The sequence below is a fragment of the Pantoea anthophila genome (assembly GCF_006494375.1).
In the GTDB taxonomy this organism is placed as follows: domain Bacteria; phylum Pseudomonadota; class Gammaproteobacteria; order Enterobacterales; family Enterobacteriaceae; genus Pantoea; species Pantoea anthophila.
The window spans coordinates 97,871-112,830 of record NZ_VHIZ01000037.1; the positions used below are offsets into that span (position 1 = coordinate 97,871).

The 14,960-nt window shown below is 56.2% G+C and carries 17 protein-coding genes; 14 read left to right on the forward strand and 3 right to left on the reverse strand.

What is annotated here, in order from left to right; translation table 11 throughout:
* Positions 1–17: 17 nt before the first annotated feature.
* Genes ulaA through FJW00_RS07635 form a run of 3 tightly spaced genes read right to left on the reverse strand, consistent with a single transcriptional unit; the run spans position 18 to position 2,200 of the window.
* Entirely contained in the window at positions 18–1,391 is a 1,374-nt protein-coding gene (gene ulaA, locus FJW00_RS07625) for a PTS ascorbate transporter subunit IIC (protein ID WP_140923413.1), read from the reverse strand.
* 29 nt (positions 1,392–1,420) lie between these two features.
* Positions 1,421–1,702, reverse strand: coding sequence for a PTS sugar transporter subunit IIB (locus FJW00_RS07630; RefSeq protein ID WP_009092933.1), 282 nt, complete (start codon positions 1,700–1,702; stop codon positions 1,421–1,423).
* Between the two features lie 48 nt (positions 1,703–1,750).
* Entirely contained in the window at positions 1,751–2,200 is a 450-nt protein-coding gene (locus FJW00_RS07635; RefSeq protein WP_046102686.1) for a PTS sugar transporter subunit IIA, read from the reverse strand.
* A 418-nt stretch (positions 2,201–2,618) separates the two neighbouring features.
* Here FJW00_RS07635 and FJW00_RS07640 point away from each other — a divergent pair, with 418 nt between their 5' ends.
* The 14 genes from FJW00_RS07640 to FJW00_RS22740 all read left to right on the forward strand — a co-directional run bounded on the left by FJW00_RS07640 (position 2,619) and on the right by FJW00_RS22740 (position 14,940).
* Entirely contained in the window at positions 2,619–3,353 is a 735-nt protein-coding gene (locus FJW00_RS07640) for a GntR family transcriptional regulator (protein ID WP_009092935.1), read from the forward strand.
* Positions 3,354–3,613: 260 nt separating this feature from the next.
* On the forward strand, positions 3,614–4,612 hold the full coding sequence (locus tag FJW00_RS07645; protein WP_140923414.1) for an MsnO8 family LLM class oxidoreductase: 999 nt from the start codon (positions 3,614–3,616) through the stop codon (positions 4,610–4,612).
* A gap of 23 nt (positions 4,613–4,635) precedes the next feature.
* The gene (locus FJW00_RS07650; protein ID WP_140923415.1) at positions 4,636–5,787 is read left to right on the forward strand and encodes an amidohydrolase; all 1,152 of its coding nucleotides are present in this window, start codon (positions 4,636–4,638) and stop codon (positions 5,785–5,787) included.
* An 84-nt stretch (positions 5,788–5,871) separates the two neighbouring features.
* Positions 5,872–7,185 (forward strand): LLM class flavin-dependent oxidoreductase, encoded by a 1,314-nt coding sequence (locus FJW00_RS07655; protein ID WP_140923416.1) that lies wholly within the window; start codon positions 5,872–5,874, stop codon positions 7,183–7,185.
* An 11-nt stretch (positions 7,186–7,196) separates the two neighbouring features.
* On the forward strand, positions 7,197–8,138 hold the full coding sequence (locus tag FJW00_RS07660) for an ABC transporter substrate-binding protein (protein WP_140923417.1): 942 nt from the start codon (positions 7,197–7,199) through the stop codon (positions 8,136–8,138).
* 9 nt (positions 8,139–8,147) lie between these two features.
* The gene (locus FJW00_RS07665; RefSeq protein ID WP_009092941.1) at positions 8,148–8,660 is read left to right on the forward strand and encodes a GNAT family N-acetyltransferase; all 513 of its coding nucleotides are present in this window, start codon (positions 8,148–8,150) and stop codon (positions 8,658–8,660) included.
* A 9-nt stretch (positions 8,661–8,669) separates the two neighbouring features.
* Complete coding sequence (locus FJW00_RS07670; protein WP_046102680.1) at positions 8,670–9,602, forward strand: amino acid ABC transporter permease; 933 nt, start codon at positions 8,670–8,672, stop codon at positions 9,600–9,602.
* Positions 9,586–10,380 (forward strand): amino acid ABC transporter ATP-binding protein, encoded by a 795-nt coding sequence (locus tag FJW00_RS07675; RefSeq protein WP_009092943.1) that lies wholly within the window; start codon positions 9,586–9,588, stop codon positions 10,378–10,380. The genes FJW00_RS07670 and FJW00_RS07675 overlap by 17 nt, the downstream gene beginning before the upstream one ends.
* 53 nt (positions 10,381–10,433) lie before the next feature.
* On the forward strand, positions 10,434–11,285 hold the full coding sequence (locus FJW00_RS07680) for an ABC transporter substrate-binding protein (protein WP_369750607.1): 852 nt from the start codon (positions 10,434–10,436) through the stop codon (positions 11,283–11,285).
* 156 nt (positions 11,286–11,441) lie between these two features.
* Complete coding sequence (locus FJW00_RS07685; protein ID WP_009092945.1) at positions 11,442–12,002, forward strand: non-canonical purine NTP pyrophosphatase; 561 nt, start codon at positions 11,442–11,444, stop codon at positions 12,000–12,002.
* The gene (locus FJW00_RS07690; RefSeq protein WP_140923419.1) at positions 11,999–12,793 is read left to right on the forward strand and encodes an SIR2 family protein; all 795 of its coding nucleotides are present in this window, start codon (positions 11,999–12,001) and stop codon (positions 12,791–12,793) included. Before FJW00_RS07685 ends, FJW00_RS07690 begins: the two co-directional genes overlap by 4 nt.
* A gap of 23 nt (positions 12,794–12,816) precedes the next feature.
* On the forward strand, positions 12,817–13,233 hold the full coding sequence (locus FJW00_RS07695; protein ID WP_140923420.1) for a hypothetical protein: 417 nt from the start codon (positions 12,817–12,819) through the stop codon (positions 13,231–13,233).
* A 117-nt stretch (positions 13,234–13,350) separates the two neighbouring features.
* Entirely contained in the window at positions 13,351–13,677 is a 327-nt protein-coding gene (locus tag FJW00_RS07700; RefSeq protein WP_046102677.1) for a YebG family protein, read from the forward strand.
* A gap of 1,032 nt (positions 13,678–14,709) precedes the next feature.
* On the forward strand, positions 14,710–14,940 hold the full coding sequence (locus FJW00_RS22740; RefSeq protein ID WP_369750608.1) for a phage holin family protein: 231 nt from the start codon (positions 14,710–14,712) through the stop codon (positions 14,938–14,940).
* The last annotated feature ends 20 nt before the right edge of the window (positions 14,941–14,960 follow it).

The window sequence follows — 14,960 nt, forward strand, 5'->3', positions numbered from 1 at the left end:
GGGATCAAAAATGGAAACTAACCGGCATCGGTTTCGGCAGGCACTTTCTTTCTGGCGGTGAAGTTATAGAGCACTAACAGGGCGAAAATACCGGTAACGATCAGGGTAATGGTGCCCTTATCCATAAAACGAGCCATGTTGCCCAGCAGAATGCCTGTAACGCCGAAGTCGGTGTCCGAGAAGGTGGTGTTGGTCAACCCAATCTGTCCAAGCACGGGCAGCAGCGCCACCGGCAGGAAGGTGATTAACAGCCCATGTGCAAAGGCACCGCAAATCGCCCCGCGTTTGCCGCCGGTCGCATTACCAAACACTCCCGCGGTGGCACCGCAGAAGAAGTGAGGAACCACACCCGGCAGAATCAAAACCCAGTGCAGCTGGCCGAGGACAAACAGCCCCACCAGACCGCCGGCAAAGCTGGAGATGAAGCCAACCAGAACCGCGTTCGGGGCATAGGGGAAGACAATCGGGCAATCCAGCGCCGGGCGGGCTTCCGGCACCAGTTTTTCTGAAAAGCCGGTAAAGGCCGGGACAATTTCAGCCAGGATTAAGCGAACCCCCTGCAGAATGATGAAGACGCCTGCAGCAAAGGTAATAGCCTGAATAAACGAGTAAACGAGGTAGTTCTGACCATTGCTGAAGGTGGATTCCACATAGGCTTTACCGGCCGAGATCGACAGGATTAAGTAGATAATCATCATCGTCAGTGAGATGGAGATGGTACTGTCGCGCAAAAAACTCAGGTTTTTTGGCATGTTCATCTCTTCGGTCGAGCGCGAGCCTTTGCCTACCAGAGAGCCGATCCAGCCCGACAGGACATAACCGATGGTGCCGGTGTGCGCCAGCGCCACCTGGTCACCGCCAATGATCTTCCGCATATAGGGCTGAGCGATGGCCGGAAACGTGGCCATCAGCATCCCCAGTGCCAGCGAACCGGTATAGATGAGCTGAATGCCTTCAAAACCCGCGACCGATAATATGATCGCGATCATGCAGGCCATATAAAAGGTCACATGCCCTGACAGGTAAATATATTTAAGCCGGGTGAACCGGGCGACGAGGATATTGGCGACCATACCAAAGGCCATAATCATCGTGGTCGGCGCACCATATTTTGCCAGTGCAATCGAGACCATCGCCTCATTATTCGGGATAATGCCCTGAACATTGAACGCATGTTTAAAAATGTCGCCAAGCGGCGTCAGGGAACCGACCAGAACGGTCGCGCCACCGGCCAGCACCAGGAAGCCCAGAATCGTTTTTACCGTGCCCTTAATCACATCCGGGAAGGGTTTCTTCTGCGCAACCAGGCCGAAAAATGCCACCAGTCCGACTAATATAGAGGGCACTTTCAGTACGTCGACGACGAACTGCAAAAGATTTTGAGTAAACATATTAACCTCGAGGGTAAGTGTTTATCGGGTTATAACTGTCCGTTTTTCTCAAAATAGTCTCGTATTTTTTGCTCAATCTCTTTCAGGTCAATGATGTTATTGATGATGATGATTTTCTCTTCCGGAAGATTGGCGCTGTAGGCAATATCTTTTGCCATCACAAAAATATCCGCCACGTCGGGCGTTACCGAGCCGAGATCGGAATGTTCAACCTCAGCCTCCACCCCTAATGTCTTCAGCACTTTTTTGATGTTCATTTCCATCATGAAACTGCTGCCCAGACCTGAACCACACACTGCCATCATCTTCATATCCGACCTCATTCTCTGGTGATCAAAATTAACGTGTTAACGGGTACATCAGACGCCTGACAAAATTGCCAGCAGCGCTTCATGGCTGTCTGCATTAAAAACCTGCGCCATGATGTTCTCATCGGAGAGGACTTCCGCCAGCTGGGAAATCATTTCGATATGGCTGTTACTGTCCGGTGCGGCAAACATAAAAAGCACTTTCACCGGATCGTTCTCTTCAGAATCAAATTTCACCGCCGTTCCCAGCAGCAGCACCGACAGCCCCAGTCCGAGCGCGCCCTGTTCAGGACGAGCGTGAGGCATGGCAATCTGCGGAGCGATAACAAAAAAGGGGCCGATCGCCTTTTTTTGCTGGATGATGGCATCAATGTAAGCCTGTGAGATGACGCCTTCGCTGAGCAGAGGACGCCCTGCCAGCACAATCGCTTCCTGCCAGTCAGCCACGCGCTCCACGTACTGAATTCGCTCGCTATTCAACCAATCCGCCAGATGTGACATCGCTGTAATCCTGTCTCTCGTTGCGCGTTCAAAGTTAACGCCACGCAGATGCCGTTTGCGCGTCGCCGCGCTCTTCGGCACAGCTGCGTTCGTTAACTCTCCCTGAACCTGTACAGACACTTTCCAGAGATTCGCCCTGATGACTTCCCGCTGTGAGGGGGCCAGCCGGTGGATGAGTGACCCGGCAACACATCTGTACAGGTTAAAGATGTCTAGTCATCCTGATGATGTCCTTCGACGTGTAGGGACACAACCGCTAAAATTAAAATATGGCTACACAGGCTTAACATCTGTGCCAATTTGATAGGTTGGTCACATATTCACCTGACCGGAGTAGTACTTCTCCGGCAATGTCAGGCAGAAAGGGAGTGGCACGGATACAGGGAGTCTCTCCTTCACGCAAATGGGAAGAACGTCGATGGCTGATGGCATGACTGAAAAGCAGAAAGAGGTGGTCGATTATATCCTCACGCGGATTAAAGATGACGGCCTTCAACCCGGCGAAAAGCTGGATACGGAAATAGCTATCGCAAAGTGCCTCGGTATTACCCGCACAACGGTGCGTGAAGCGACCCGAATTCTGGTGGAGCAGCAGCGTATTTATCGGGTGAAGGGATCGGGGATATTTGTCGGTGCGACGGAGATCAGTAGCCAGGCTCACCGATATCACGTGCTTTCCCCGTTTGATTATCAGGCGCAGAGAAACGGACACAAAGGCGTCCGTAAAATTATCTCTGCCAGCATTATCCGGGTGCCATCGGCAGAGATGGCGCAGGCGCTGCGAATTAAAACCAGCGATCCGATCTACAAAATATTACGACTGATGTGCTTCGATGAGACGCCGGTGGCGCTGGAACATATTCATCTGCCGGTGAATATGTTTAACAGCATGGAGTTCAGCAAGCTGGAAGTGTCGAAATATGCCTATATCGAGGAAGTGACCGGAAAAAAAGTGCAGCTGCGCGACCAGCATTTAACGGCCATTAACCTGACGCAGGCTGAGACGCTGGCATTACTGAAATTAGGGGCAGGGGATGCGGTTATCCAGATTAATGAGACGGTTTTTCTCGATGATGGCGTCCCCTGCGAGGTTAATGTGGCGATTATCAACACCCGCTTTTTTCCACTGAAGCAGAACTCTCAGCGCCCCTGAATAAAGCGGGTAATTCAGCGCTTCACATAAGACGATTTTGTGCAATCCTTTGCCACTCTGCATGTTTTATTCACTCTGAACCCGCCCTGATAAGGCGATAACAGGCCCGGCCTCGGGGCTTTCGTCGCTTATTTGTCTTTTATTTCGCCGCGCCCCGCCAATATGACGAATTCAATAAAGCATAAAACAATATGATGTTTTACCAATAATCGCCTGCGCAGCACACTGGTCAGCAACCGGAATCAATAAGGACCAGGTGAATGGCATATCAATTAAGTCTGTTAGACAAAGCGCCCATCCTGCAGGGCGAGACGCCTGCGGCGGCGCTTCAGCGCACGCTGCAACTGGCGCAGCGGGCAGAAGCGTGGGGCTATCACCGCTTCTGGCTGGCGGAACATCACAACACTGCACAACTTGCCAGCCCTTCACCGGAGCTTCTGATCGCCTGGATCATTGCACAGACCCGCCATATCCGGGTCGGATCGGGCGGCGTGATGTTGCAGCACTACAGCCCCTATAAAGTGGCCGAAAACTTCAACCTGCTCGCCTCGCTGGCGCCGGGGCGCATCGATCTCGGCGTCGGGAAAGCGCCAGGCGGGTTACCGCTCTCCACCCAGGCGCTGCAGCGGGGTGTTGATGCCGCCAGTAAAGGCAGCTTTGCCGAACAGCTTCAGCTGCTGGATAGCTGGCTGAAACCGGATCAGCCGAAACCGGATGAAGAGGGGCTGGCGGCGACACCGCTGCCTGCGCGTCCGGCTAGCCGTTTTCTGCTGGGGGCCAGCGAAGAGAGTGCACGGCTGGCTGCCTCGCTGGGCTGGCAGTTTGTCTTTGCGGCGCATCTGAATGGTGACCGCGCGTTGCTTGAGCATGCGCTGAGTACCTACACCCGCCTGAGTCACGGTCAGCGCGCGCTGGTTGCGGTTCAGGTGGTGGTGGCTGACTCGCCCGCCGAAGCTGACCTGCTGGTTGCCTCTCTGCGCCACTATCATGTGGCGGTGAAAGGGGGCCCGGGTGTCAACGTCGCCAGCCTGGAGCAGGCGGAGCGCTTCGTGCGTCAGGGGGGCTATCGCGACTATCAGATTGAACCTCGCACCCCGTCACTGCTGAAAGGCACGGCGGCGCAGGTGCATGCTCAGCTGGACGCCCTGCATCATCACTTTGCTATCGACGAGTTCGTCATCGATACGCCCGTCACCGATCCGGTTGCCCGCCAGCGCTCGCTGGAACTGCTGGCCACCCATCATCTGGTTGCTGCCTGAACCCCAGCCAGCGGAGAGTCATCATGTACCCTGAATCACAACTGATTGAATGGCGACGCGAACTGCATACCTGGCCGGAGCTGTCCGGTCAGGAGTTTGCGACGACCGCACGGCTGCGCGGCTGGCTGCAGGCCGCAGGCATCCGGCTGCGCGATTACCCGCTGGAAACCGGTGTGGTCGCTGAAATCGGCCAGGGTGAAACGGTGATTGCTCTGCGCGCCGACATTGACGCGCTGCCGATCCATGAGGCGAGCGGGGTGCGTTTTCACTCCCGTCATCCCGGCGTGATGCACGCCTGCGGTCACGACCTGCACAGCGCGGTGATGCTGGGCGCGGCCCTGCAGCTTCAGGCTCAGGCCGACACCCTGCCCGGACGGGTGCGCATCCTGTTTCAGCCCGCCGAGGAGATTGCGCGTGGTGCCCGGCAGTTCATCGGGGCGGGCGTGCTGGATGAGGTGCAGGCTATCTTCGGGATGCACAACGAACCTTCGCTGCCGCTTGGTACGTTTGCCACCCGCAGCGGCGCGTTCTACGCCAATGCCGACAAATTCATCATCCGCGTGACCGGCAAAGGTGCGCATGCTGCCTACCCGGAGCAGGGCGTCGACAGCATCGTGACGGCCAGCCAGATTATTCAGGCACTGCAGGGGCTCACCAGCCGCAGTTTTAACGCCTTCGACAGCCTGGTGCTCAGCATCACCCGCATCGACGGCGGCAAAAGCTGGAATGTGTTGCCGGGCGGGGTGGAGTTTGGCGGCACGGCACGTACGCACGACCTGCAGGTGCGCGCCGACCTGGAGCAGCGGGTGCGTACCCTGGTTGAGCAGTTTGCCGCGGCCAATGGCGCGCAGGCGACCCTGACCTGGCAGCCTGGCCCGCCGGTGCTGATCAACGATCCCCACTGGGCAGGATTCTGCAGCGATGTGGCCCGCCAGGCGGGTTACCGGGTGCAGACCGCCGAACTGCATCTGCTGGGTGAAGACTTTGCTTTTTATCTGCAGCAGGTGCCCGGCGCCTTTGTCAGCATCGGCAGCGCCAGCGAGTTTGGCCTGCATCACGCCAGCTTTACCCCCGACGAGGCGCTGATTGCGCCCGCCGCTGGCTACTTCGCTCAACTGGCCCGCCAGGCGCTGCAACATCTCAGTGCGCGATGTCAGGCGTCCCTTCCACTCTGAATAGCATTTATCTGCTGCCGTAACCGCACGACGGTGCTGAACAGCGTCGTCAGGCACCGCGACGATTAAAAAAGAGAGAACATCATGACCACAAGACAACTTCGGCTGGGCACCATTCTGCATGGCGCCTCAGGCAACATGTCCGCCTGGCGCCATCCGGCGGCCCAGGCCGATGCCAGCATCAGCCTGGATTACGCCAAAAAAATCGCCCGTAAGGCGGAGCAGGGCAAACTCGATTTTCTGTTTGTCGCCGACGGGTTGTTTATCAACGAGAAATCGATTCCCCACTTTCTCAACCGCTTTGAGCCGCTGACGCTGCTCTCGGCGCTGGCCGGTGTCACGGAGCATCTGGGGCTGGTCGGCACCGTCTCCACCTCCTACAGCGAGCCGTTTACCGTGGCGCGTCAGTTCGCCAGCCTCGATCATCTCAGCGGCGGGCGCGCAGGCTGGAACGTGGTGACGTCACCGCTGGAAGGATCGGCAAAAAACTTCTCCCGTCAGCAGCATCCGGAACATGCGCTGCGCTACCGCATTGCCGATGAGTATCTGCAGGTGGTGAAAGGGTTGTGGGATTCGTGGGAGCAGGATGCGTTTGTGCGGGACAAGGCGAGCGGGCAGTTTTTCGATCCGGCGAAGCTGCACACCCTGGATCATCACGGTGACTTCTTCCAGGTGCAGGGACCGCTGAATATCGGCCGTACGCCGCAGGGGCGTCCGATTATCTTCCAGGCGGGCGCATCCGAAGATGGCAAAAAGCTGGCGGCGCGCCATGCCGACGCCATCTTTACCCATCAGCCGACGCGCGAAGAGGCGCAGGCCTTCTATCAGGATGTGAAGCAGCAACTGGTAGCCAATGGCCGTCAGCCGGAAGATCTGCACATCTTTCAGGGTGTCAGCGTGATTGTGGGCGATAACGCCGATGACGTCGAACAGCAATATCAGACCACTGCGGCGCTGGTTTCGGTGACTGATGCGCTGAACTACCTCGGCCGCTTCTTTGACCATCACGACTTTTCGCAGTACCCGCTGGATCAGCCGTTCCCCGATATCGGTGACATCGGACAGAACAGCTTCCGCAGCACCACCGACGAGATCAAACGCAAAGCGAAAGAGCAGGGTCACACCCTGCGTCAGGCGGCACTGGAAGCGGCCACCCCGCGCCCCCTGTTTCACGGCACGCCTGAAGAGGTGGCGGATGGCCTGCAGCTCTGGTTTGAAACCCACGCCACTGACGGCTTTATCATCAATGGCGGCACGCCTGACACCTTTGAACGCTTTGTCGATCGGGTGGTGCCGATTCTGCAGGCTCGCGGCCTGACGCGCCGTGACTATCCGGGCACCACCCTGCGCGACAGCTTCGCCCTGCAATCCCCCGTTAATCAGTTCACCTCACAATAAGAGTCCGGATCATGCAAAAACCCTTACGTCTCATCGCTCTGCTTATGCTGGCCGTCAGCAGCCACGCTCTGGCAGAGGGCACCAGCGTCTCCTACAACGGCCAGCGTGTCAGCGTGGAAGCCAATAAAACGCCGATCAACACCGCGAAAAATGCGGAGGCCATCGCGCAGCTGCCCGCCGGTCACCATTTTGTGGTGCCGGGCGCGTTCACCGTGGCGGTGGCCGCGCTTAACTCTCCGCCGCTTACGGTCTTTTCTGACGACAACAAAACCCTGCTCGGCAGCGAGGTGGATATCGCCCGGCTGGTCGCCGACAGCCTGGGACTGAAGCTGAATGTTGTCCCGACCTCCTGGGAGGACTGGCCGCTCGGCGTCGCCTCGGGCAAGTATGACGCGGCAATCTCGAACATCACCGTGACGAAGCCACGCAAAGAGAAGTTCGACTTCGCGACCTATCGCAAGGACTCGCTGGGCTTTTATGTCCGGACCGGCAGCCCGATTCAGTCGCTGACCAAAGCGGAGGAGATTGCCGGGCTGCGGATCATCGTGGGATCCGGCACCAATCAGGAGGCGATCCTGCTGGCGTGGGATAAAGAGAATCAGGCTAAGGGCCTGAAACCCTTTACGCCGATCTATGCCAAAGATGATGCCGCCCAGACGCTGGCGCTCCAGTCGGGTCGGGCAGACGCCTATTTCGGGCCGAATGTGATCGGGGCCTGGAAGGCGGCTCTGACCGGGAAAACCCGGCTGGTGGGGAGTGTGGATGGGGGCTGGCCAAAAGCGGCTCACATTGCGGTGACGGTGAAAAAAGGCAGCGGTCTGGCCGAGCCGATCAGCACGGCGCTGAATGGCGTGATCGGCAATGGCGACTATCAGAAGGTGCTTAACCGCTGGGGCGAAGGCGTTGAGCAGATTGGTCATTCTGAAGTTAATCCCGCCGGACTGGGCGATTAAGGAGCTGAGATGAGTGAATTAACGTTTCGCGAGGTGTCACCTGAGGCGCCAGAGCTGCAACCGATCCTGGGCGGCCTGTTCGGTGAATATGCCGCTCGCTATGGCGACTACTTTGCCCGGCTTAAGGAGCAGGAGCTGACAGAGTGGTATCTGCCGCCGCAGGGGCTGTTTATTGTGCTGGAGCGCGACGGCGAGATCATCGCGATGGGTGCCTACAAACCTTATGACCTGCAGACCGCCGAGCTGAAGCGCATCTGGACCCGCAGCGATCTGCGCCGTCAGGGTCTGGCGCTGGTGGTCCTGCAGGAGCTGGAGCGTCGGGCCCTGCAGGCGGGCTACCAGCGGCTGTTTCTCACCACCGGCTTCCGTCAGCCTGAGGCCGTCCGGCTCTACACCGGTCACGGTTATCAGCCTCAGTTCGATCTCAGCGGCGATCTGGAGCGTTACGGTCAGCCGCCCCACGACGGGCGACTGCGTTTTATTAAAGTGATTGGCGTGTATAACGTCGCGGAAGCGAGTTAAGGATCGACGATGAGTAAACCTCAGCATCAACAGTTACAGGTGGTGCCGGCCCGTTATCCGGCACGCACCGCTGGCGCGATCGTTGCGCTGTTTATTCTGGCAGGCGTCGTGCAGTCGGTGGCCTTTAATCCGCGCTGGGAGTGGGGGGTGTTTGCACGCTGGTTCTTTGATCCGGTGATCCTGCACGGTCTGGGACAGACGCTGCTGCTCACCCTGCTGGGGACGATCTTCAGCCTGCTGGCTGGCGGTCTGCTGGCTCTGGCGCGCCTCTCCTCCTCCTGGCTGCTGAGCACGCTGGCATGGGGCTACATCTGGCTGTTTCGTTCACTGCCGCTGATCGTCGTGCTGATTATTCTTTATAACTTCTCCTATCTCTATGAAACGCTCTCGATAGGGATTCCGTTTACCGGCCTGTCGTGGGGCGCGTTTCAGACCATCAATGTGCTGGGACAGTTTCCGGCCGCGGTCATCGGCCTGACACTGGTGCAGGCGGCCTACAGCGCGGAGATCATTCGCGGCGGCATTCTCGGTGTCGATCAGGGGCAGGTGGAGGCGGCTTCTGCGCTCGGCCTCTCTGCCACGCGCCGCACCTTCCGCATCATTCTGCCGCAGGCGCTGCGCACCATTATTCCGACCACGTTCAACGAGATCATCAGCCTGGCGAAAGGCACGGCGATGGTTTATGTGCTGGCCATGCCGGAGCTCTTTTACACCATTCAGATGATCTATAACCGCAATCAGGAGGTCATCCCGCTGCTGATGGTGGGTGCCGCGTGGTATCTGATTATCACCACCGTGCTCTCCGTCATTCAGTACAACGCAGAACGCTGGATGGCCCGCAGCGTAACGCGTGAACCGCAACCCTCTCGCTGGCGTCAATGGCGCAACCGCGTCTCGCCACTTCAACCGACCGAGGAGATCAGCCATGTCCGAAGCCATTGATTATCGCCTTTCTCACACCAGCGGGGCCATCAGCATCACCGGCGTCAGCAAACGTTTTGGCAAACATAAAGCGCTGGATAATGTCTCGCTCTCCCTGCCGCCTGGCTCGGTCACGGTGATCCTCGGCCCCTCCGGCTCCGGTAAATCCACCCTGCTGCGCACCATCAATCATCTGGAGCGGGTCGATGAAGGCTTTATTCAGATTGATGGCGACTATATCGGCTATCAGCAGCGCGGCAACAAGCTCTATGAGCTGAAGGAGCAGGCGATTCTGCGGCAGCGCATAAACGTCGGCTACGTCTTCCAGAACTTTAACCTGTTCCCGCACCTGAGCGTGCTGGATAACCTGATTGAAGCACCGATTGCGCATCGCCAGCTCTCCCGGCAGGCGGCGATTCAGCGGGCCGGTGAACTGCTGGACATTGTCGGCCTGCGCCACAAAGCCGATGCCTGGCCGCGCCACCTGTCAGGCGGGCAGCAGCAGCGCATCGCTATCGCGCGGGCGCTGATGCTCAATCCCAGGGTGATGCTGTTCGATGAACCCACCTCGGCGCTGGACCCGGAACTGGTCGGCGAAGTGCTCGATGTGATCAAGAAGCTGGCGCGCTCCGGCACCACGCTGGTCATTGTGACGCACGAGATCGGGTTTGCCCGCGAAGTGGCTGACCATGTGGTCTTTATGGTGGATGGCCGGATTGTGGAGCAGGGCACGACCCAGCAGGTGCTCAGCAATCCGCGTCACGAGCGCACCCGTCGCTTCCTGGCGCGCGTTTTATGAGGCGCCTGACGCCCCTGGCGCTGGCTTTCGCGGGGCTGATCCCGGCGCTCTCCATGGCCGCCCCGGAAAAGCCCGACATCCGCCGCAACGAAACGCCCATCCATGCTCCGGCTAATCCGCTGGCGATCGCTAAAATTCCGGCGAACTATCACTTTATCGAGCCGGGCACCCTGACCGTAGCGACCTCAGCCACAAACTCGCCGCCGCTGGCGCTGCTGGCCTCTGACAACGTGACCCGCATCGGCAGCGATCCCGACATCGCCAGGCTGCTGGCTGACAGTCTGGGGTTAAAGCTGAAGCTGGTGCCGGCCTCATGGGAGGACTGGCCGCTGGGGATCAGCGCCGGACGCTATGATGTGGCGATGTTTAATATTGCCGTCACCGAAGAGCGTAAGAAGAAGTTCGACTTTGCCACCTATCGTGCTGACAACCATGCTTTTGCGGTGAAAAAGGAGAGTCCGATCAGACAGATCAGTGCCCCTGCTGACATTGCCGGGAAGCGCATTATCGTGTCGTCGGGCACCAATCAGGAGCGGATTCTGCTGAGCTGGGATGCGCAGAACCGGGCAAAAGGCCTGCCTGCCGTGACGCCAATCTATCTGACCGATGATGCCTCTGCGACGCTGACGCTGCTGTCGGGTCGGGCCGACGCCCTGTTTGGCCCGCACTCCATGGCCGCCTGGAAAGCCGCCTCGCGCGGCCAGACCCGACTGGTAGGCAACGGGCCGTTCCGTGCCTGGGTCGCCGTCACCACCAAAAAGGGCAATGGCCTGGCCCCGGCTCTCCAGACTGCGCTGGATGGCACCATCGCGGGCGGCCAGTATCAGCAGGTGCTGGCCCGCTGGGGTGAACAGGATGAGGCCGTCGACCACTCCCTGATAAACCCGCCGGGTATCGTTTACTGACACCGCCAGACCGGTTGCTCTGCGCTAACCGGTCTGGTGCACGGCATGCTGATAACCCGATAATTGCACTACACTCTCCGGCGTGACTGTTTTATCCTGCCCCCTCAAACTCATAAAAAATTCTGTTGTGTGGCGGAGTACCAGCCCTGGAAGCCCATGAAAATCAGATTCCTTTCTGCCAATGAGCAAAAGCTGGCGGAGGTGCGCAAGATACTCGAACCTGTCGGGGTCGAAGTGCTGCCCATCGCCCGTCGCATCGAAGAAATACAGACAGAAAACGAGCTTGACCTGGTGCGTGACAAGCTGACCAAAGCTTTCGCGCTGATCGGGCGGCCGCTGTTTGTTGAGCACACCGGCCTCTATCTGGATGGCTTGAATGGGTTGCCCGCGGGTCTGACCCGCATCTTCTGGAATCGCCTCGACGCTGAGCGCTTTACGGCGCTGGTGCAGGGACTCGACAGCCAGGCCGTCACGGCCAAAACGGTGCTGGGTTACTGTGACGGCCGCAAGATGTATCAGTTTTCAGGCGAGCTGCGCGGCACCATCGCGGCAAAACCCGCCGGCACGCGCGGCTTTCAGTGGGACTGCGTCTTTATTCCCGAAGGCTATGAGCAGACCTTTGCCGAAATGGGTGAACTCAAGAATGAGATCTCCATGCGGCGTATCGCGCTGGATCGCTTCGCCACCTTTTTGAAAACCGCCCGGGGAGTGGCATGAAACCTGAACTCAAACGCGCCTATGATTCCGGCAAACTGATCCTGTTTGCCGGTGCCGGTATCTCACGCAATTTCGGCCTGCCGGAGTGGCATGAGCTGATTGCTCACCTCGCGCATGAACTGGGCTACGATCCTAAAATCTTCAATACTTACGGCACGCACCTGTCGCTGGCGGAGTATTACAAACAGAAAAAAGGCTCGCTGGGCCCGCTGCGCAGCTGGATGGATCGCGAATGGCACCGGCCCGATATTGATGTCCGCTCTTCTGAAATTCACACCATGATTACGCAGGGTAATTTCTCCCGTATCTACACCACTAACTACGATCGCTGGCTGGAAGCGGCGCATGAGGCGCACGGGGTTCCCTATTATAAAGTGGCGAATGCCGCCGATCTGGTGTCGCTGACCGAAGAGAAGCGACACATCATCAAACTTCACGGCGATTTCGACGACGATACCTCCATCGTGCTGGATGAGAGCAGCTATTTTGAACGTCTCTATTTCGACTCGCCGCTCGATATCAAACTCACCCACGACGTGATGGGCAATTCGGTGCTGTTTGTCGGCTACAGCATCAGTGACTTCAACATTCGCCTGCTCTTTTACCGCCTGACGAAAATGTGGGGCCGCACCGGGCTGGCAACGGCCCGGCCAAAATCGTACCTGTTTACCAACCGCAACAACCCGGTGGCAAAAGAGGTGCTGGGGCAGTGGGGGATCGAGGTGATCGTCTCGGAAGAGGATGATCCGCGTAAAGCGCTGGCACAGTTCCTGGAAGAGTTGCTGGTGTAATGCCCGTATCGCCTGCTCAGAGAGTGGCTGCTTACAATCAATCAATGCGTGGCGTTATGATCAGAAGTGTTGTGAAGGGTACAGTGATCGGTTTTACGGGGCTTGTTCTGCTGGCCCTGACAGGGACAGGAACGCTGATCTATCTGAAAACGGGTGACCAGTACTACAGTGAGGAAAACCTTGCGGCGTGCAAACATTACACGGTTGAGCAGGCAAAACAGACCGTGCTGAGTGCCTGGCTGAGACAGCCCAACGACTGGCAAAACTGGCATGAAGCAGCCGAAGTCGCCCGCCAGAAGGGCATACGGTTCATTGACGCAGAGATAAGCGGCCCGGCTGAGCAATGGCTGGTCCCTTTTTATGCAGAACGCATTACGGGCAGAAAGCAGTACGGCATGCTGGATTGCGGCAAACTCACCGTTGAGTTTGCGTCAGATTAGCAAACCCTGCGCAATAACAAGGTCTGACTGCCTGTTCCCGTTAAACTCCATTCTCTGCTGGCAAAGCAAACCGAGCATGATATACTGTATGTATACACAGTACCTGAGGGCGAAAAGATGGCTGTTGAAACAAAATTTGTAGTAGTCAGAAAGGGTGAAGAGAAGATGACGTTTGCCAATAAGAAAGAGGCCGATGCCTACGACAAAATGCTCGATATGGCCGAAGCCTTCACCGACTGGCTGTTACAGCATCAGCCCGCGATGGACGAAGCACAGGCGGAAACGCTGGGCCTGCTGATTGCTGAGCAGAAAGAGTCGGTACAGCATATCCTTCGCACCAGCAAACTGCCGGAGGCGACGACCCACGCTTCCCGCTCAGACGATGCTGACAACCAGGCTGATGAGCCTGCGGCTAAGAAAGTGCGCGCAGTAAAAGCGGCCTAATCTTCACCTCAACGCCGGAAGCGAACCTTCCGGCGTTGCTGTTTCTGACTTAAGATTCTCTTCCCGTCTCATCCGTATTAGCTCATTAAATGAGCCCCATCGTTCATCGTTATTCCTGAGCGCTCTGATTCTGACAGTACAGGCGGGGGTAATGCACATTAAAATTCTTTTCTGAAAAATATAAACTCATCAAAATTCTTTGCCCGCACTCTCCCTCTGCCATTCTGTGCGATTCATCAGTGATGACGGTCGGGCTCAGACAGGGTCAGCATGCCTGTTCCGCCTCTATTAATCTCTCCTGGCAGTAAATAAGGCATCCTGAAACAGAGTAAATCCTGCTTAAGTCCGGAAAGTAAATGTGAAACCCTTCCCCAGCCATTGACCAGGAAGATGCTACTGAATTTTTTAATTCTTTTATGAACCTGTACGTTAAAAACGCGCTTTCCAAAAAAATTATCATATTGGACTTTTTTTTAATTAACATCTACCGCCTGTCATGTATAGAAATCATAAAAAAGGAGAGGAGGTTCAATTTTGATTATACTTGTGAATAAAAAAACCAGAAGCCTGTTTTGTAAAGGAAAGGTAATTTCCCTGAGCAGGAACGAATTCACACTTTTTATTTTTATGATCAAAAGCAGGAAGGCAAGGGAGATTGATGTTGCCGATTTAATTTTACAGGTATGGGAAGCAAGATATAAATCCATCTCTGCTAATAATATCTCTCAGCTTTTCTATCTGTTGTGAAAAAAAGTTCAGATAATAGACCCCCTTTTGAATCTGACTTACTCAAAAAGCAAAGGCGTTCAGTTTTTTATACCCAAAAGCCTCGTTTTTATCATCTGTAATGAAAAGCTCTACTTCTTTTTACAAAAGAAAATGACCTGGTTCAGGAAATTTACACGTCGCACTCTTTTTTTTATTTGAGCATTGCGCTGATCTTCATTATCACTATATCCACTCCAGTTACGACAGGAGGCGTTAACATGTCAGGGGAGATATATGAGAAATGAACCTGAAACAATCTGGCTGATGATCTTCTTGCTGATATCCTTTTTCGGGGGCGTAACAAGATATCTGTTAAGTGCTTACGCAGGAAGAGCAGCGCCAACGATACAAACACTTTTATCTGCGCTGACCATCTCAATTTTCTGGGGACTTCTTGGAGGTATTATATGTGTTAATTATGGATTAAGTCTGTATGAAGCCATTGTTATAAGTGGGTCTGTCTCATTTTTCTGTGGTGGATGTGTTTACCGTTAAATCTGAAGAGGTTAAATAAG